20 protein-coding genes and 1 pseudogene are annotated in these 17,690 nt (G+C 40.5%); 5 read left to right on the top strand and 16 right to left on the bottom strand.

What is annotated here, in order from left to right; all coding sequences use genetic code 11:
* Positions 1 to 2: 2 nt before the first annotated feature.
* The 15 genes from QMN06_RS01470 to QMN06_RS01400 form a co-directional block, all read right to left on the bottom strand.
* Positions 3 to 758, bottom strand: coding sequence for an SDR family NAD(P)-dependent oxidoreductase (locus QMN06_RS01470; protein ID WP_281970728.1), 756 nt, complete (start codon positions 756 to 758; stop codon positions 3 to 5).
* Complete coding sequence (locus tag QMN06_RS01465; protein ID WP_281970727.1) at positions 755 to 997, bottom strand: acyl carrier protein; 243 nt, start codon at positions 995 to 997, stop codon at positions 755 to 757. The genes QMN06_RS01470 and QMN06_RS01465 overlap by 4 nt, the downstream gene beginning before the upstream one ends.
* A gap of 3 nt (positions 998 to 1,000) precedes the next feature.
* Positions 1,001 to 1,651: an acetyltransferase gene (locus QMN06_RS01460; RefSeq protein ID WP_281970726.1), complete on the bottom strand. Its 651-nt coding sequence runs from the start codon at positions 1,649 to 1,651 to the stop codon at positions 1,001 to 1,003.
* Positions 1,648 to 2,391 (bottom strand): ABC transporter ATP-binding protein, encoded by a 744-nt coding sequence (locus tag QMN06_RS01455; protein ID WP_281970725.1) that lies wholly within the window; start codon positions 2,389 to 2,391, stop codon positions 1,648 to 1,650. The genes QMN06_RS01460 and QMN06_RS01455 overlap by 4 nt, the downstream gene beginning before the upstream one ends.
* 3 nt (positions 2,392 to 2,394) lie before the next feature.
* Positions 2,395 to 3,189 carry an ABC transporter permease gene (locus tag QMN06_RS01450; protein ID WP_281970724.1) on the bottom strand — a complete coding sequence of 265 codons (795 nt, stop codon included), beginning with the start codon at positions 3,187 to 3,189 and terminating at the stop codon, positions 2,395 to 2,397.
* Between the two features lie 5 nt (positions 3,190 to 3,194).
* On the bottom strand, positions 3,195 to 4,637 hold the full coding sequence (locus tag QMN06_RS01445) for a mannose-1-phosphate guanylyltransferase/mannose-6-phosphate isomerase (RefSeq protein ID WP_281971703.1): 1,443 nt from the start codon (positions 4,635 to 4,637) through the stop codon (positions 3,195 to 3,197).
* A 49-nt stretch (positions 4,638 to 4,686) separates the two neighbouring features.
* Positions 4,687 to 5,697, bottom strand: a complete 1,011-nt coding sequence (locus tag QMN06_RS01440) for an ionic transporter y4hA (RefSeq protein WP_281970723.1) — start codon at positions 5,695 to 5,697, stop codon at positions 4,687 to 4,689.
* 60 nt (positions 5,698 to 5,757) lie between these two features.
* Positions 5,758 to 6,723: an aspartate carbamoyltransferase catalytic subunit gene (locus QMN06_RS01435; RefSeq protein ID WP_281970722.1), complete on the bottom strand. Its 966-nt coding sequence runs from the start codon at positions 6,721 to 6,723 to the stop codon at positions 5,758 to 5,760.
* A gap of 92 nt (positions 6,724 to 6,815) precedes the next feature.
* A complete protein-coding gene (locus QMN06_RS01430; RefSeq protein WP_281970721.1) occupies positions 6,816 to 7,952 on the bottom strand; it encodes a Fic family protein in 1,137 nt (378 codons plus the stop codon).
* Between the two features lie 160 nt (positions 7,953 to 8,112).
* The gene (gene pyrR, locus QMN06_RS01425; RefSeq protein ID WP_281970720.1) at positions 8,113 to 8,673 is read right to left on the bottom strand and encodes a bifunctional pyr operon transcriptional regulator/uracil phosphoribosyltransferase PyrR; all 561 of its coding nucleotides are present in this window, start codon (positions 8,671 to 8,673) and stop codon (positions 8,113 to 8,115) included.
* Between the two features lie 127 nt (positions 8,674 to 8,800).
* Complete coding sequence (locus QMN06_RS01420; RefSeq protein ID WP_281970719.1) at positions 8,801 to 9,019, bottom strand: hypothetical protein; 219 nt, start codon at positions 9,017 to 9,019, stop codon at positions 8,801 to 8,803.
* A gap of 13 nt (positions 9,020 to 9,032) precedes the next feature.
* The gene (locus QMN06_RS01415) at positions 9,033 to 10,280 is read right to left on the bottom strand and encodes a type II toxin-antitoxin system HipA family toxin (protein ID WP_281970718.1); all 1,248 of its coding nucleotides are present in this window, start codon (positions 10,278 to 10,280) and stop codon (positions 9,033 to 9,035) included.
* Positions 10,277 to 10,585 carry a hypothetical protein gene (locus QMN06_RS01410; RefSeq protein WP_281970717.1) on the bottom strand — a complete coding sequence of 103 codons (309 nt, stop codon included), beginning with the start codon at positions 10,583 to 10,585 and terminating at the stop codon, positions 10,277 to 10,279. Before QMN06_RS01410 ends, QMN06_RS01415 begins: the two co-directional genes overlap by 4 nt.
* A 219-nt stretch (positions 10,586 to 10,804) precedes the next feature.
* Positions 10,805 to 11,188: a Holliday junction resolvase RuvX gene (gene ruvX, locus QMN06_RS01405; RefSeq protein WP_281970716.1), complete on the bottom strand. Its 384-nt coding sequence runs from the start codon at positions 11,186 to 11,188 to the stop codon at positions 10,805 to 10,807.
* 38 nt (positions 11,189 to 11,226) lie between these two features.
* The gene (locus QMN06_RS01400; protein ID WP_281970715.1) at positions 11,227 to 11,820 is read right to left on the bottom strand and encodes a YqgE/AlgH family protein; all 594 of its coding nucleotides are present in this window, start codon (positions 11,818 to 11,820) and stop codon (positions 11,227 to 11,229) included.
* Positions 11,821 to 11,941: 121 nt separating this feature from the next.
* Here QMN06_RS01400 and QMN06_RS01395 point away from each other — a divergent pair, with 121 nt between their 5' ends.
* The 5 genes and pseudogenes from QMN06_RS01395 to QMN06_RS01375 all read left to right on the top strand — a co-directional run bounded on the left by QMN06_RS01395 (position 11,942) and on the right by QMN06_RS01375 (position 16,374).
* Positions 11,942 to 13,423: a deoxyribodipyrimidine photo-lyase gene (locus QMN06_RS01395; RefSeq protein ID WP_281970714.1), complete on the top strand. Its 1,482-nt coding sequence runs from the start codon at positions 11,942 to 11,944 to the stop codon at positions 13,421 to 13,423.
* Between the two features lie 314 nt (positions 13,424 to 13,737).
* Positions 13,738 to 14,799, top strand: a complete 1,062-nt coding sequence (locus QMN06_RS01390) for a transposase (protein ID WP_281970712.1) — start codon at positions 13,738 to 13,740, stop codon at positions 14,797 to 14,799.
* A 15-nt stretch (positions 14,800 to 14,814) separates the two neighbouring features.
* Positions 14,815 to 14,937 (top strand): annotated as a pseudogene (locus QMN06_RS01385) (type II toxin-antitoxin system HigB family toxin); the annotation flags it as partial.
* A 5-nt stretch (positions 14,938 to 14,942) separates the two neighbouring features.
* A complete protein-coding gene (locus QMN06_RS01380; RefSeq protein WP_281971702.1) occupies positions 14,943 to 15,305 on the top strand; it encodes a transcriptional regulator in 363 nt (120 codons plus the stop codon).
* Positions 15,306 to 15,552: 247 nt separating this feature from the next.
* Positions 15,553 to 16,374 carry a symmetrical bis(5'-nucleosyl)-tetraphosphatase gene (locus tag QMN06_RS01375; protein WP_281970711.1) on the top strand — a complete coding sequence of 274 codons (822 nt, stop codon included), beginning with the start codon at positions 15,553 to 15,555 and terminating at the stop codon, positions 16,372 to 16,374.
* Here QMN06_RS01375 and hemL read toward each other — a convergent pair.
* Positions 16,371 to 17,675, bottom strand: a complete 1,305-nt coding sequence (gene hemL / locus QMN06_RS01370; RefSeq protein WP_281970710.1) for a glutamate-1-semialdehyde 2,1-aminomutase — start codon at positions 17,673 to 17,675, stop codon at positions 16,371 to 16,373. The two genes, QMN06_RS01375 and hemL, sit on opposite strands and share 4 nt — an antisense overlap.
* Between the last annotated feature and the right edge of the window lie 15 nt (positions 17,676 to 17,690).

Genomic DNA, 17,690 nt, shown 5'->3' with positions numbered 1-17,690 from the left:
TATTAAATTAGCATTCCACCATCAACACCGATAGTTTGACCAGTAATATAGTTGGATAGATTGCTGGCTAAAAATAATACTACGCCAGCAACATCCTCCGGAGTACCTACTCTTCCCATAGATATGCTAGATAAACGCTCTTCATATTTCTCCAATGGAATTGAACGAGTCATATCTGTGTCTATAAAACCTGGGGCTATAGCATTTACTCGAATATTTTGGTTAGCCAACTCTTTTGCTAAAGATTTTGTGATACCCAGAACAGCAGCCTTACTTCCTCCATAAACTGTTTGTCCAGCATTTCCGTTTGTCGCAATAATGGAAGAAATGTTAATAATACTTCCAAACTTATTGCGACTCATAAGCCTACAGGCATATTGGGCGCAATATATAAGCCCAAAAGTATTAACTGCAAATACTCTCTCTATTTGCTCCTTAGTTGTCATGCCAATTAAGGAATCTTCAAGAATGCCAGCATTGGCAACCAAAACATCTAACCTCTTAAAGGTTTTAAATACCCATTGAAAGAGAACTTTAACCTCGTGTTCACTTGTAATGTCGCAAGGGTATGACATTGCAATACAAGAGTTAATTTCATTGTTAATCGCATTTACATTTGATTCAAGTAAATCTTTGTTTCTGCCAACTAAAATAACGCTTGCCCCATGAAGTGCTAGAATTTTAGCCGAGGAAAAACCAATTCCTTTTGACGCACCAGTAATTAAGCACACTTTTCCTTGCAGTTGAAGAATACTCATTCAAATTCAACACCATATTTTTGGATTATTTTTTTTGCTTCAGCAAAAGAACTCATTCCTAGAATATCATCCGTGTCTAACATAATGTCGTACACTTTTTCTAACTCACTAACTAAGGACATGTGAGCAATCGAATCCCATTCAGGTAGGGCATTATATGCCAAGTCTTCTGTAATTTTGGACTCCGGAAGTCCTAGTGCGGCACTAAATGCCTCAATTAATTTTTTTTTATTTTTCATTTTTTATTCCAATCTATTTTTAACAATACAATACCGGCCACGAACCGAAATAAACATTCTATCTTCAACATCTAACTTAACAAATGAGTGACTGTCAACGGTGCATTGATTTCCAATTTTTACCTTAGGAAATATGGTTGCTCTCGTTCCAAGAAAACACTTGGCCCCAATCTTTGACCAACCATTTAGTGCTGAATAAGGGGAAATTACTGAGAAATCTCCCACAAAAGCACCGTGTCCAATAGTTGTGTGAACATTAAGCGAAACACCTCGCCCAACAATAGCACCACTGTTTACAATAGAAAAAGGACAAACTATTGATCCTTCTTTAATAACAGCATCCGTTGCAATTACTGCCGTATGATGAATATAAGAAGTTAGTCTTCCACCATATTTTTCTATCATTTGTATGGATTCTTCTCTAAACCTAGGAGTCCCACTTGTTACAATGAATCCCAATTCTGGATCAGGCGCAATATCTTTTAATTTTCCTAAATAAGGAAGGTTATTTAGCTCAGGATTTTGGGTAAAATCCTCAGTAAATCCTAAAATTTCAGGTCCACCTCTTAATTTATAATCTTTAAACAGGTAATCTGCTACTTCAGTAGCATATCCACCACCGCCCACCAACACTATTTTTTTAACCTTTATCATGTCGTAGTCTTTAAATATTTACTGATAACCTCATCAGAAGGGCCTAATTCTCTGACCTTACCTTCTTGCAACCACATCACCTGATTACAATAACGCCTAACTAAATCAAGGTCATGTGAAGAAATAATCATAATCTTTGTTTTATCTAAAAATTCATCAGTTCTATTTTTTGCTTTTTCTATAAAATGTGCATCACCTGCACCAATCATTTCATCTAAGATCAAAATATCAGGGATTATTGATGTAGCGATTGCAAATGCTAATCTCAAATACATGCCTGTTGAATAAGTTCTCATTGGCAAAGAAAGATAGTCGCCTAACTCAGAAAAATCCTCAATTTCTTGGATTTTAGCTCTTGCTTCTTCGAATCCAAGCCCCATTAAAACCAACTTATTTACAATATTGCTGTAGCCTGTTAACTCAGCATCTAATCCCATATTAATATCAGTGAGTGCAGACCTAAATCCATTGACCTCAATCTTGCCAGAAGTTGGAAAATATCCTCCAGAAAACACTCTCAGTAATGTCGTTTTACCTGCGCCATTGTGCCCAATAAGACCAAACCTATCTCCTTCATTTAATTCTATTGAAATATTATCTAAGGCCTTAACAATAACTATTTTGTTATGGGCTGCAACAGTGCCTCCTACTGTTTTAAATAGAGTATGCCTAAGTGATCTTGCCACGCTGTTATAAACAGGAAATTCGACACTAACATTTTGAAGTTTGAGATATGCCATTTTTTACAACCAATATGATAAACGACGACTTGAATGCTTAAAAAGATAAACTGCAAATATGTAACCCATGATTGTCCAGATTGCGACAACAAAATATTGCAGTGTGGAAGGTTGTATCCCAATAAACGGGTCTCTAACAATTGCCAAAAGACTAGCGAACGGGTTTAATTCCGTAAGAAGCATTTTTAAATGTGGGTTGCGAATTCTTTCCCCTTCCCACATAACAGGAGTGACAAAATATAGAATTTGCATTATGGAGGAAATCACATTTGGTAAATCCCTAAACCGCGCGCATAAAAATCCAACCGCCAAAGCCATCCAATAACAATTTATAACTACTAGAAAAAACCCAGGAATAGCTAGAAGAATCCACCAAGTAACTCTATCCGGAAATAGAATAAGTAATGGAATCAAAACTACAAAATTATGCAAAAAGTATGTAAGTTGTCTTGCCAAAAGACTAAATACAAACATACTCCTTGGATAATATTCAGTTTTTACTAAAGACTGTGAATCTATGAACACACTACAACCTTCCAATACAGATCCAGAGATTACCGTCCAAAATACATGGCTGATGGATAAATATGGTAAAAATTTTCTGATTGGTTCATTCCATAGGTAAGCATACACAAGTCCCAAACTTAATACTGTTACGAAGTAAGAAAGCGAAGGCCAGAATTGCCCTAGCTTAGATCTTGCATACCTCGATCTGATCGATTGGGTACCTAAAATATACCATTTCTTCCAAGCACTAAACCCATCAAAAAGATCGTTAAAAAAAATGTTATTAAGCATCTTTCTTAAACTCTTCCATATGTATCTTCAAACCTTACGATATCGTCTTCGCCAAGATAGGAGCCAAACTGAACTTCAATCATTACCAGGTCTTCTTCTACTCGATTTTCTAAACGATGTTTATGGCCGGCTGGAATATATGTGGATTGATTAGCTAATAAAGTTATATTAGTTTCTCCATTAACAATATGAGCCTCACCCTTAACAACTATCCAATGCTCGCTACGATGATAGTGCATTTGTAAACTCAACTTTCCCCCAGGTCTTACCTCAATGCGTTTAATTTTAAATCCAGGATGATCCTCTAATACTGTATAAGTGCCCCACGGTCTAGAAACTGTGCTATGCAGCTTGTAAGAATCATGGTTTCTTTGTTTTAAAATGTTAACTACCGTCTTAACCTCTTGGGTATGCTCTGTATTTGCAACTAAAAGTGCATCCTTAGTGTCAATAATCATTAGATTTTGAACGCCAACCGTTGCTACTATTCGATCTTCAGACTGCACAAAAGTATTAGCTGATTTAACAAATATTGCATCTCCTGAAGCTCGGTTATTATCTTCGTTGGGATGAAAAAGATCCCGAATAGCACCCCAAGAACCAATATCACTCCAGCCAAAATCACCGGGAACAACCGCAACTTCAGAAGACTTTTCCATTACAGCGTAATCCACAGAAATATCTGGAACTTCCTTAAATAAGACCTCTGGTATTTCAATCATAGTCATTTCTTTGATGCCGTCAATGGACATGGCATCCCAACAAACCTGGGTAGGTTTAGCAACTTCAGGAGCGCATAACACTAATTGTTTTAAGAACTGTCCTGCACTAAAGCAAAACATTCCTGAGTTCCAGAAATAATTGCCCGCATCAAGATAAGTCCCCGCTGTTTTTGAATCTGGCTTTTCAATAAATGCCTTAACCCTAAGTCCATTTGCTATTTTTTCAGCCGATTCAACATATCCAAACCGTGTTTCAGGACCAGTGGGTAATATGCCGAATGTTACTAATAAATGATGTGGCGCACTAGCCAATTCTGTGGCTTGATGAACGGCCTTCCCAAATGCAACATCATCCAAAATCAAATGATCAGCAGCTAAAACCAACATTAATGCCTCAGGTCCAAACTTAGCTTGAATTTTATGAGCAGCTAAAGCAATAGCAGGTGCTGTGTTTCTTCCAAAAGGCTCCAATAAAAAAGTACCCGTTGCATTAGCTTTTTCTAGCTCATCACGACTCATAAAATAGTAATCTCGATTCGTCACAGTTAACAGCTTAGCTTTGCCATTCTCGGTATATACATTTGGAATGGAAGCTGCACGACGATAGGTTTTCTCTAACAAAGTTTGACCATCGGCTAGTTTCATAAAGGGCTTAGGATGACCCTCGCGTGAAACAGGCCATAACCGACTGCCAGCACCACCAGAAAGTATTACAGGTATTAATATAGACATAAATTTTAGATTATATATTTTTTTAAATAATTAGAATAACGTACTATGGAACTAGGGTTAGGAACAAATAACTAAAGAATATAACCAATTGGACGATGCCGGCTAACAAACTAGCTCTGCCGGTAGCTAAGTTCATGATACCAACAATCATTGTCAGAAGAAGTAAAACCTGACTGACTGAACTGATGCCTAAGCTCAATGGCAAGTTAAACCAAATAGAAATAACCGCTACAGCTGGAATAGTAAGTCCAATACTAGCAATCGCTGATCCCAAAGTTAAATTCAGGCTGATTTGAAGTTTATTTTGTAGGGCTAATTTAATTGCAGTAATGCCTTCTGGCAAAAGTACTAATGCCGCAATCACAATCCCTAATAAAGTTTTAGGAGCACCAATTGCTTCGATTCCAGCTTCAAGACTTGGGCTGAGGAGCTTGGCTAAACCAACTACAGCAATCAGAGAAATCACCAAAAACAATACAGTCAACCAAATATTGATGGACTTTTGAGATTCATGATGATGAACTTCTTCAATTGCTTCTTGTTTAAGGGGCTCAATGGGTAAAAAGTAATCAGTATGTCGAACTGTTTGTACAAATACAAAGATGCCATACAGCACTAATGAAGCAATTCCGACAAAAATTAACTGGCTTTGAGAGTAATCTATTCCTGGTGTAGTAGTCGTATATACAGGCAATACCATCGTTAAGGTTGCTAATGCACAAATGACAGTTAATGCTGGATTAGCACCCTCAACTCTAAAAGAGAGTTCATGATGTTTTAAACACCCTAAAAAGATGGATACACCTACTAAGCCGTTCATCACAATCATGACCGCAGAAAACACCGTATCTCTTGCCACCAAATCACTTCCTGGTTTACCTGTCAACATCATGGAAATAATTAAGGCAACTTCGATAATCGTCACACTCACAGCCAAAACTAGAGCGCCAAAAGGCTCTCCTAAATGGTGAGCAATTTTTTCTGCTTGATGGACACTCGTCAAAACAGAAAAAATGAGTAATGCCGTCAAGGCAATTGGTATCAAATACTCCACAATTAAATCTTTTTTAGATTTACATGTTTTGAGTATAACTTATTTTTTTTACAATCGAATTTAGTTGCCGGCAACGATCGACATCACTGCCATACGCACGGCAATACCGAAGGTCACTTGTTTAAGAATCACTGATTGTGGTCCGTCTGCCACCTCACTTGCAATCTCAATTCCTCGATTCATGGGGCCTGGATGCATCACAATCGCTTTTTTATCGGCTAAAGCTAATCTCTCAGGGGTAAGTCCCCATTCTTTAAAGAATGCTTCACCTTCTGGTACTTGTCCTTGCTCCATGCGCTCTTTTTGGATTCGAAGCGTCATTACTACGTCCGCCCCTTCAATTCCTTTAGCAATGTTATGAAACACTCTCACACCCTGCATATCTAAATTGCTGGGGAGAAGACTTTCTGGTCCGATGACACGGATATCTTTACAACCGAGGGTTGCTAGACCATAGATGTTGGATTTTGCGACTCGACTATGGATGACATCACCAATAATCGCGACTTTGAGGTTTACAAAGTCTTTCTTAAAGTGGCGCATCGTAAAGAGATCTAAAAGCCCTTGGGTGGGGTGTTGGTTGGTGCCATCTCCAGCATTGATCACGTGAACATATTCGGGTAAATGTGCGGCAATCTCTGCTGGGGCTCCTGTCGTCTTATGTCTGACCACAAAGATATCAGCCTGCATCGCGACCAGATTATCAATGGTGTCTAAAAGGCTTTCGCCTTTCGAGGTGGAAGATGTTTGGATATCTAAGTTAATGACGTCTGCTGAGAGTCGATTCGCAGCAATTTCAAAAGTGGTTCTTGTTCTAGTGGAGTTTTCAAAAAAGAGGTTAAAAACGCTTTTACCTCTAAGTAATGGTACTTTTTTTACTTCTCGGTCTGGATTAGTGACACTCACAAACTGCTTTGCAGTGTCTAAAATCTGGAGGAGGGTATCTTTGGGTAAACCTTCTAATGAGAGTAAATGCCGTAATTGTTGGTCTGAGTTGAGTTGCAGCTCACAGGAGAATATGGGCATTGAAGCGTTTGACCTTTAGTGGATGTTAATCTCAATTATTGTTATATTTTACGACTTATTTGAATCAATCTCGTTTTTTTAAACAACACTTGTTAGTTCATCATCTTGTTCAAGTTCAACTGCAGTTCATAACTTGTACTTCGTCCTCCAGAGTCTGATTTGACCAGTACTCCATGCTCCAGAAGTTCACTGATATCTCGTAAAGCGGTATCAGGTGAGCACTTGGCAATAATGGCCCATTTACTACTGGTAAGTTTTCCTTCAAATCCATCGAGCATTTTATTTAGCAATTTGATTTGCCGCTCGTTCATTGGTGTACCAGACCAGCGTTGCCAGAAATTCGCCTTGACTAGTGTACAAGCGAGTGCTGCTTCTGCGGCCTGGATAGCAGATAACATGCTACTTAAAAACCAACTGAGCCACTTTGTCACCTCGAGTGTTCCCTTTTGTGTTTGCTCAAGTAGCTCGTAATAATTTTTACGATCACGTCCAATTTGTGCGGATAAGCTATAAAAACGCTGCGATGATCCGTCAGATCTTGCTAATGCCATATCGCCAATCGCTCGAGCAATACGTCCATTACCATCATCAAATGGATGTAGTGTCACAAACCAGAGGTGGGCTAAGCCTGCTTTAATGATCGGATCATCCTGCTGATCCACATTGAACCAAAGGAGAAATTGCTCCATTTCTGGTGGTAACTGTTGCGCTGGCGGCGCTTCAAAATGAACTTTTTGTCGATTGATAGGACCCGAAACAACTTGCATAGGTCCTAAAGCATCATCGCGCCAAGTTCCAACTAATATTTTGGATAAGCCGCTATAGCCTGTTGGAAAAAGAGCTGCATGCCATGCAAAGAGTCGCTCCTGAGTCAAATTTACCTGATGGTGTTGGGTGGCTTCTAGCACCATATCCACTACGCCATCAATGTGTCGGTCAGATGGTGCTAAGGCTCCAATATCGATGCCCAATCTTCTGGCAACAGATGAGCGAACAGAGTCTGGATCCAATTTTTCACCCTCAATCTCACTCGTTTTGAGTACATCCTCAGTGAATACTCGTAAGGACTCTTGATCGCGTAAATGAACTCCCACATGATGTAAGCTCCCGATTAGTCGACCCTGGGCTTGGTAAACCTGGGTCAATAAACTGGTGAGTTGTTTGAGGTCGTATTCCCAATGGGGCCATTGGGGATTTTGCCAAATATAATTTTTATCTCCGCTATTCATGCGGAGATTATATTAGGAATACGCCGTAAAGTCCACTATTCTCCGCACTTTTTGCGGATTAAATAGAATTAATCTCCGCAATGCCGTCATGTTTACTCGTCAATTTTCTCAAAATGACTGAGTTGTCTTTAGTTAACTCTCTTCTACCATGAGGTTCTTTTTAAACCACACTACTGGGGTGATGTTTGTTCTCTGTGTTGAAATCAAATCTTCCGTCAGGAAGTTGCTCGAGCACTAAGATTTGATTTTGGGCTAAATCTACCCTTGCCCCCCTAAAAGAGGCTTCTACCGGGAGCTCTCTTCTATAACGATCTGCAAGTACGGCAAGCTCAACTTTGGCAGGTCTGCCGTAATCAAAGATCTCGTTCAGGGCTGCTCGGACTGTTCTTCCTGTATCTAGAACATCATCAATTAGGATGATATGGGCCCCATCAACGTCAAATGGAAGGCTTGTAGATAATCCTTCTTCTGTGTTTAAGGCCTTGGTGCCTTTTTCCGCATAATCATCTCGGTGAAAGCTTACATTAATAACGCCAAAAGTTTCTAGATTCAGGTCTTTGGCGATACGTTTGGCAATCCAGGCTCCGCCACTGGCAAGTCCAACAACTTGTAGACTAGGTTTTCTGACTTTGGCTGAGCGCACCTGCTCTAAGAGGTTCGCGTAGAGTTTTTCAGCATCGGGCAGCGATGAGGGGATTTCGTCAGGAATATTTGCAGTCATTTGTCGACAAATCTTTGTTGGTGATGTAATTACAATAACATAGCATTTTTTCTGATGCTGGCTTTGCATTGCTTTTTGATATTTAGCGGGTGAGGACTTTAACCCAGCTTAGATTTGTTGCTCGATATCATTTCTCTTGGAGACTCCATCCATGAGCAATCATCTCGTTTAGTTCTTCAATACTTACAGACTGTGTGGTTTTCGTTGACAAAATACTGATAAAGTCATCAATACTTTCTTTTTGCTTGGTATCTTTGTTTGGACTCGTGCTACTAGCCAATTGTTTTAGAGTGATTTTTTCTTCAGTCATTTCAACTAAGTGACAGCTTTTTTTATCTCTTGTCATTCAATGACAGTCCTTATATTAAGTCTTTTGCAATTTTTTTTAATTGTGTCGACCATTTCTTTACACTTCTTTTGCTAGCTCCAAAGTTGATCGCAGTTACCTCAAATTCATGAGACGCCGCAAGTGCTTTATCAATTGCATCTTTGGCAATTACTTCTGATAATTGTATTTCCTTTGCAAAGTGCAACAAATGCTCTTTAGTGATACGTTGGCCTTCGCCAGCCACAGTCATTGTGTGCCAACCATTCGGTCCTTGATTCGGTGATATGTCAAATGCTGGCGATAGTTGCCACACTCCAGAGGAATCCATACAAAATGCAAAATTTTTAGCATGATCATCTCGGTTACACAGTGCGACATTCATGCATGCTAGTCTAAAAATAAGTTCCTTTTGAGGCGCACCAGATAACTTGGCCGAAAGCTTGACGAGGTCTAAGTAATCCAGTGATGGCACACGAAAATTGATCTGTAATAACGCCGCGACACTTTGCATATGTATTCTTCTTCCGTTGGGTAAACGGTCGAATCGATGAACAGCTAATGCCACACAATCACTTTGTGTTATTAATTGTGCCGTTGCAGCTGGCACGCCATACTTAGAGACTAATGATAAACAAGCTGCTTCATAAAATGGTTCGTTTTGATCGCCTTGGCGGGGAGCAAACTTTAATAAGACAGGACTAAACCCCTGTGGAGTTGCACCACGATCCCCGAGAATCATTTGTTTACCATCACTCGATACCTGAGCCCAAAATTTCGGCCGCGCTCCTAAAGCTGAACCGCCTGACTGAATCATGGACCTAGGGATGTCCTCAAGAATCTCTGTTTGTGCCAATTTTGCATAATGAGAAATTTCAGAAAGTTGCGCAAGTTCCCTATAGTCATGGTTATCGATGACCGGTGAATAGCAAAATGCTCCAATTCCATGTTGTCCGACCCAGGCAAGTCGGTGAAGGGGATTGACTTCGCTTGGTGATAGACCATATCGTACTAGACCTTGATTCATTAGACGTAACCCAAAACCATCAGGTATGGAATCTGAAAATAGCCCATGTAAACCATCAAAAGGCTCAAATGGAGCTTTTGATGCTAAAGCTTTTTTGGGTAAAACAATAGGAGAAAGCTCATACCTAGAATTAAGGAATGCGGGATCCCATTCAAAAGCAACTCGTTTCTCACTCGGTATCCAAAGACACTCACCAATCAATATAGGCGCAGTAGACTCACTAAATCTTAAGCTTACTTGAAGTTTTGAGCTCATTTTGAGGATCTGATCCTAGAGGAATTAGTGCGAGCAATTTCGATTCGTTCAATTTCTGCAAGTGTTTGTGGTTTAGGTTGACAAGCTTCCCAAATACCTAGATCAAGTCCTAATGCTTTAGATACCCGGATAAATGTCATGAGTTCGACATTACCCCCACCCTCCAAATTTTTAATCGCTTGTAGACTTGCTCCACTCATTGTGACAAGGTCTTCTTGTCGAATGTTTTGAGCAATACGGGTAAGACGTAAGTTCTTGCCAATTTGGGAGACTATTTCAGTGGGGGATAGTAGATCGTAAACCATAGATTTTATAAGATCTCTTATGTGATAATTTTATTATAACAGATTTTATAAAATCTTTTATGCACTTATATGCATTGTCAATTGATGTGCTTTAAGTTCGCAGGCAACTATGATTTATCGGTACTTTGTCTCTCAAAACTCATTAAGCCCAGCGTAACCTTAACAAATGATTTACCTTGTAAATTAGTATTATCAATACTAATTTACAAGGATAATTGACTAATCAGGAGTTTCTTGAAAATACTGCTCAAGTATCAATACCGCCGCCTGACTATCAATATCACCCAGGTGATTCTCCGCTACCGCCGATGTATATCTCTCATCAACCCATTGCACAGGTAGGTTTAGTCTACCGTTTAACTGATTGCCAAAACGCTTTGCGCGATGGGTCATCTCATGTTCTGCACCATCTGGATGGGTTGGCAAACCAACGACAAAATGTGTGACTTCCCACTCTTTCACCAACTTTTGAATGACCTGAAATACGACATCTACATTTTTATGTTGAATGGTTTTTAAAGGCTGTGCTTGACGCATGATGGAGTTGCCCACGGCAACTCCAATATTTTTTGTACCAAAATCAAAAGCTAGAAATGTGTGCATCTAAAATAATCAGTAATTATGGCGCTAAATTGGTAGGCTTAAGCGTGCCCGACATCACCGCTGAGGTGACTTGGATCAATACCCATCAAGCTCATGACACGTTGATATCGATCTGCATAGGGTGTATCAAAAACAATACTCTTAATCTCCTCAATGTGGGTCGATACGTTTAACCAGCCGTTTTTCGAGATCTCATCCTCAAGCTGACCAGCTGACCAACCTGCATACCCAAGGGTCATTAAAAATTTATCTGGTCCATTGCCGGTTGAAACTGCCTCTAGAACATCTTTAGAGGTTGTCATTGCCAAACCACCTGGCACGGTTAATGAAGAGCTATAACGAATATCATCTGCTTGGGGATGCAAAACAAAACCACGCTCAGTTTGAACTGGACCACCTAAATACACAGGTTGATTTTCTAAAGGAGCAGTCTCAAGCTTGAGCTCGATTCTGTCGAATAAGTCTTTTAAATCAATATTGGTGGGACGATTGACGACCAGACCCATTGCGCCTTGACTATTGTGCTCACAGATATAGACAACCGTTCCAGCAAATTGGTCATCCAACATGCCGGGCATGGCGATCAATAACTGATTCGCTAAATGAGAAACATCTTCTGTAAAAAAATCCATAGAGTAATTCTATCTCTAATTTCACTATTTCTGAAGGAACATCATTAGAAAATAAATCTTTAGGTCCCATAGGGTTATTTTTCGTAGCACAATATATAACTCAACTTTTTCGGAAATATCTATGAAACTTGGTTTAGTTTGGCTACGTCGTGATTTACGTCTGTTCGACTCACAAGCAATCTTTCAGGCACTTAAAGCTTGTGATCAGGTATTTCTATGTTTTGTTTACGATACGACTATTTTGACGCCCCTTCTCGATAAGGGATTTACACATGATCGTCGAGTCGACTTTATCTGGCAGTCTGTGCAAGAGCTTCACTCAGAGCTATTGAAAATGAATCCCAGTGCTGGGATGATTCAGCTTCATGGCGACCCTCAAGTCCTTATTCCAGAGCTTGCCAAAACATTACAAGTGAGTGAGGTTTATACCAACCATGACTATGAACCCGTCGCTCAGGTTCGAGATCATACTGTCGCAGCTTCTCTGCAAAAATTGGGTATTGAATTTTCCTCTTATAAAGATCAAGTCATCTTTGAAAAACATGAGGTACTTTCTAAAGAGGGTAATGTCTATTCAGTTTTTACCCCCTACAAGAATGCTTGGCTCAAAAAACTCAGTGACGCTGATCTTGCGCCTTTTTCCTGTTTTTTAGATCAAAAATCTTTTGGGCAATTAGCCCCTATTCCCGCAAAGCTCTTAGCGCAAGTGACTCTCTCGCAAATGGGCTTTAGTCCTTCTGGTATTGAATCCTTTATTCAACCGGGTATGACTGGAGCATCTATCGCTTTTGAAAACTTCGTCGAACGGATGCATCAATATCACATCAGCCGCGACTTCCCATCTATCAAAGGCCCCAGTTATCTCTCAACCCATCTTCGCTTTGGCACGATCTCGATTCGGGCATTAGTCAGAGACGCTCATCTGCAAATGCTAGCGGGAAGTATGGGGGCAACGATTTGGTTATCTGAACTCATTTGGCGGGATTTTTATTTTATGATTTTGGCTAACCACCCAAGACTTGCGAGTGGCGCTTCATTTAAACCGGATTATGACAAGATTGTCTGGGATAAAGATGCTACGGCTGAAAAACACTTTCAGGCATGGTGCTCCGGTAAGACGGGTTACCCAATTGTCGATGCAGCTATGCGCCAACTGAACTCTACGGGTTATATGCATAATCGCTTACGGATGGTTGCTGCTTGTTTTTTGATTAAAGATTTGGGTATTGACTGGCGCAGGGGTGAGGCCTATTTTGCCGATACGCTCAATGACTTTGATTTTTCTGCGAATAATGGTGGCTGGCAATGGGCAGCTTCGAGTGGTTGTGATGCTCAGCCATATTTCCGGATTTTTAATCCGATTACTCAATCGCAAAAATTTGATACTGAAGGTAAATTTATTAGACGCTATTGCCCTGAGTTATCCGCCTTATCAAATAAGTCGATTCATGCACCATGGCAAGCCGGAGCAATTGAACTGGAAGCTGCGAATATTCGCTTAGGAAGTGATTATCCACTTCCTATTGTTGATCATGGAGAAGCAAGACTTGCGACATTGCTACGTTACGGTGTCGTTAAATCGTCCCCTGTTAAAGAAACTTAATCCAATTGCAATAGTCCCAAAATGGGACTATATTTTAATTAGAGTAATTTCCAAGAAAACCTTAATTGCCTTTTGGCATAAGCATAGGGATTGTGAACAAGCTTTAAAAGCTTGATAGGACGAAGCATTAAAAGCAAATTGGCAAACGCCAAATGAAATTAAACTGCAATATAAGAATGCAAGTGTAATTGGAAATAATCGAGTAATTTTTAACAAAAATCCGAAAGAAATCTCCTTCCTTCAGGTGGAGGATGAATTTCGTAAAGCTTATATATCTATTGCTTCAACGGTACAGTACTGTTAAAATATACAGTATGGCATCTATCAAAACAATCCGAGTTCGCATCAAAGATAAGCACGCAAAAGCACTGCGTAAGCTGGCGAACGAGGTGAATTTTGTTTGGAACTACTGCAACGAGTTGTCATTAAAGCATGCCCAAAGGACAGGTAAATTCATGTCTGGTTATGATTTGCAAAAATATACTGCTGGGGCTGGTAAAGAAGGATTACATCTCAACTCTGCAAGTGTGCAAATGGTTGGTCACGAATTTGCAACTAGACGTAAGCAGTTCAAGAAACTCAAACTACGTTGGAGAAAATCAAAAGGTTCACATCGTTCACTTGGCTGGATACCCTTTCGTAGTGATTGCATTTCCTGCAAAGGTGGTCAATTACGATTTTCTGGTCTCAAGCTCAATGTTTGGGATAGTTATGGGTTATCAGATTACGAGTTTGGCACAGGCACATTTTCTGAGGACTCTCGTGGCCGTTGGTATTTCAACGCCACGGTGAAAGTCGAAACAAAATCAAATACAGCAACAAAATCAGTCGGTATCGACCTTGGGCTCAAAGAATGTGCTGTAACGAGCGATAACCAACGCTTGGTTGGCAGAGAATATCGTAAGCTGGAACAACGATTAGGCATTGCGCAACGAGCGAATAAGAAATTAGAAGTAAAAAATATGCATGCGAAGATTAAAAATCGACGCAAGGATGCGATGCACAAGTTCTCAACCATGCTCACACAAGAATATGGTGCGATCTTTGTTGGGAACGTCAGTAGCAAGGGCCTCATTCAAACCAAGATGGCTAAATCTACGCTGGATGCTGGATGGTCATCACTCAAAACGATGTTGGAATATAAAAGCGCTTACGCTGGCGTGGTTTTTGAGGAAGTGAATGAAGCTTATACAACCCAGACTTGTTCGTGTTGCGGAAGTATCAACAGCAACAGTCCGAAAGGTAGAGCAGGTTTGCGAATAAGAGAGTGGATTTGTTCAGATTGTGGTTCGGTCAATGACCGCGACCTCAATGCTGCCAGAAACATTCTCGCGCTCGGACATGAGCGTCTAGCAGTAGGAATCCCCGTCCTTTAGGGCGGGGAGGATGTCAATATCTGTGGAAATAAATATAGATTAGTTGTCGCTATTGCATATCAGTTTGGGGCTATTTACATCAAGTTTATAGGTACACATAAAGAATATGATGGCATAGATGTCTTAAACATTAAATAGAGAAAATAATGCGTGATTTAAAACCTATACGAAACGAAGAAGAATATGAGTTAGCCCTTCAAGAGGCCTCGTTTTATTTTGATTTGGAGCCAACACCAGGCACAAAAAAAGGGGATCGTTTCGAAATCCTCTTAATGCTCATTGAATCTTATGAATCTAAATTTCATAAGATTCAAGCGCCGGATCCCATTGAGGCCATTAAATTTCGTATGGAACAAGCCAATCTGAAACCGAAAGATCTCACGCCAATGATTGGTGAACTCAACCGAGTATATGAAGTCCTCAATAAAAAAAGGCGTCTAACATTACCAATGATTCGTCGTTTACATATTGCATTAGGAATACCTGCTGAAAGTTTAATTATGTAATGAATTAAATAATTCGTTTTTTAAAGATCGTTTTATAGTGGTAATTAACTTCTAATGCGATTTTTCAAAGACACTCATGGATATCAAAGTGAAATTGTCATCCTGTCTCCCGTATCACACCCTTTTCAATACTTAGTTTTTCTCTTTGAAACTTGACTCAGCTAAAATTATCCTTATAAAACTTATACAGATTAATAGACTTGGGGTTTTTGTTAAGCCTTGAGTGCGCATTACTTTAAAATAACGCATGGATCATATTTACGCAATTGGTGATATTCAAGGGTGCTCGGCGCAGCTCGATGCTTTGGTGCGAGAACTGCCTAAAGGATCAAGAATTATTTGTGTCGGCGATCTCGTTAATCGTGGTCCAGATTCACTGGGAACCTTGCGTCGTCTGAAGGCATGGCAAGAGCGTGGTGATTGCGAGTGTATTCTGGGTAACCATGATTTGCATCTACTCGCGCGTGATGCAAACATTCGGGGTTCCAAATCTTTAGATACACTCGATGATATTTTGCGCGCACCAGATCGTCGTGAACTCATTGACTGGTTACGTAACCGTCCCTTAGCTTTATTTGATGGGGATAATCTCTTTGTACATGCTGGTGTTTTGCCGCAATGGAGCATCAATCAAACCATGGAACTGGCGGATGAGGTTCAAAAAGCACTGCGTAAAAAAAACTATGTCAGCTTCTTAGAAAACATGTACGGCAATACGCCAACGAAGTGGGCGAATAATCTAAAAGGGGCTGATCGTCTCAGAATCATTATTAATGCTTTTACGCGGATGCGTTTTTGCTCCGCTAAAGGAGAAATGGATTTTTTAATTAAGGAAGGGATGGGCTCTGCCCCTAAAAGCCTCTTTCCTTGGTTTGATGTTCCATCACGAAAAACGGAAGATTACAAAGTATTCTTTGGTCACTGGTCAACAATGGGTCTCATCCAACGCGACAATGTGATTGGTCTAGATACAGGATGTGTGTGGGGTGGTAATCTCACCGCCATGTCCATCGGCCCTGAAGGCAAAATGATTCAGGTGCCAGGACTTGTGAGACACGTTGCGTTTTAAATCTTCGCGAAGGCTTTCTTGGTGGCGGCAAGCATGGTTTCAATAATGCTGGCGTCATGCTGAATCGATAAAAATCCCGCCTCATAAGCTGATGGTGCAAGGTACACACCTTCATCTAACATCGCATGAAAAAATCGTTTAAATTTCTCCACATCCGATTTAGTAATGTCATCTAATGACTTCGGCTTATTTTTAGCAAAGTAAATACCAAACATGCCACCGACATGATCTGTTGCAAAGTCATGACCCGCCTCTTTTGCTAACTGTTCCATACCTGTGAGTAGTGAGCCAATTTGTGCGGAAAGGGTGTCATAAAAACCTGGGACACTGACTAAATTGAGGGTTGTGAGTCCTGCAGCGACTGCTAACGGATTACCTGATAAAGTTCCTGCTTGATATACATTACCAATTGGGGCTAACTTTTGCATGATATCTTTGCGACCACCAAAGGCTGCCATCGGCATACCACCGCCCATGACTTTACCTAAACAAGTGAGGTCAGGTGTGATTCCATGCAGACTTTGTGCGCCGCCGAGTGCCACCCGAAAGCCAGTCATCACTTCATCATAAATCAGTACTGAGCCATATTGTTGAGTGAGCTCTCTCATCGCTTGAATGAACTCAGGGGTCATTTGTACCAAGTTCATATTGCCGGCAATCGGCTCCACAATGAGAGCGGCTACTTGTGGTCCAAACTGTTTGAAGGCATTTTGTAGTGCTTCAAGATCATTGAATGGGAGTACGAGTGTGTGTTTAACTAAGTCTTGGGGAACACCTCCGGATGAAGGCGCATTGGTTGCTAAATCCAAGGTTTGGTCCGCAAAGGTCAGTAAGCCTGAACCCGCTTTAACCAATAGACTATCTGCATGACCATGATAACAACCTTCAAATTTAATGATGAGATCTCGCCCTGTAAATCCTCTGGCTAACCGAAGTGCACTCATGGTCGCCTCAGTACCACTCGATACCAATCGCACTTGTTCAATGCTCGGCACTAACTGCGTAATCTTTTCTGCCATGAGTATTTCTGCTTCGGTAGGCGCGCCATAACTAAAACTATGCTCAGCAGCAACTTTCACAGCTTTGACAACTTCAGGATGGGCATGCCCTAAAATCATCGGTCCCCAAGATCCGATGCAGTCAATGTATTGTTTGCCCTCTACATCCCATATATGAGGCCCCTTCGCCTTGGCGATAAATCTTGGAGTTCCACCTACGGATCGAAATGCTCGAACAGGAGAATTAACGCCACCTGGGGTCGTTATTTGGGCACGTTCAAATAGGGATTGATTTGTCTTCATTGTTCTATTTTTAAT

This window comes from Polynucleobacter sp. SHI8, assembly GCF_027944005.1.
In the GTDB taxonomy this organism is placed as follows: Bacteria; Pseudomonadota; Gammaproteobacteria; order Burkholderiales; family Burkholderiaceae; genus Polynucleobacter.
The sequence above is the reverse complement of the archived record's forward strand: the minus strand, read 5'-3'. Positions and strand labels throughout refer to the sequence as shown.

Coding starts and splice junctions, on each gene's coding strand:
- QMN06_RS01400 (WP_281970715.1), bottom strand. CDS start 11,820: ATGGATTTTTTTACAGAAGATGTTTCTCATTTAGCGAATCAGTTATTG.
- QMN06_RS01390 (WP_281970712.1), top strand. CDS start 13,738: ATGGCATCTATCAAAACAATCCGAGTTCGCATCAAAGATAAGCACGCA.
- QMN06_RS01430 (WP_281970721.1), bottom strand. CDS start 7,952: ATGAATAGCGGAGATAAAAATTATATTTGGCAAAATCCCCAATGGCCC.
- QMN06_RS01420 (WP_281970719.1), bottom strand. CDS start 9,019: ATGACAAGAGATAAAAAAAGCTGTCACTTAGTTGAAATGACTGAAGAA.
- QMN06_RS01435 (WP_281970722.1), bottom strand. CDS start 6,723: ATGCCCATATTCTCCTGTGAGCTGCAACTCAACTCAGACCAACAATTA.
- QMN06_RS01450 (WP_281970724.1), bottom strand. CDS start 3,189: ATGCTTAATAACATTTTTTTTAACGATCTTTTTGATGGGTTTAGTGCT.
- QMN06_RS01410 (WP_281970717.1), bottom strand. CDS start 10,585: ATGGTTTACGATCTACTATCCCCCACTGAAATAGTCTCCCAAATTGGC.
- QMN06_RS01460 (WP_281970726.1), bottom strand. CDS start 1,651: ATGATAAAGGTTAAAAAAATAGTGTTGGTGGGCGGTGGTGGATATGCT.
- pyrR (WP_281970720.1), bottom strand. CDS start 8,673: ATGACTGCAAATATTCCTGACGAAATCCCCTCATCGCTGCCCGATGCT.
- ruvX (WP_281970716.1), bottom strand. CDS start 11,188: ATGCACACATTTCTAGCTTTTGATTTTGGTACAAAAAATATTGGAGTT.
- QMN06_RS01465 (WP_281970727.1), bottom strand. CDS start 997: ATGAAAAATAAAAAAAAATTAATTGAGGCATTTAGTGCCGCACTAGGA.
- QMN06_RS01470 (WP_281970728.1), bottom strand. CDS start 758: ATGAGTATTCTTCAACTGCAAGGAAAAGTGTGCTTAATTACTGGTGCG.
- QMN06_RS01395 (WP_281970714.1), top strand. CDS start 11,942: ATGAAACTTGGTTTAGTTTGGCTACGTCGTGATTTACGTCTGTTCGAC.
- hemL (WP_281970710.1), bottom strand. CDS start 17,675: ATGAAGACAAATCAATCCCTATTTGAACGTGCCCAAATAACGACCCCA.
- QMN06_RS01375 (WP_281970711.1), top strand. CDS start 15,553: ATGGATCATATTTACGCAATTGGTGATATTCAAGGGTGCTCGGCGCAG.
- QMN06_RS01455 (WP_281970725.1), bottom strand. CDS start 2,391: ATGGCATATCTCAAACTTCAAAATGTTAGTGTCGAATTTCCTGTTTAT.
- QMN06_RS01415 (WP_281970718.1), bottom strand. CDS start 10,280: ATGAGCTCAAAACTTCAAGTAAGCTTAAGATTTAGTGAGTCTACTGCG.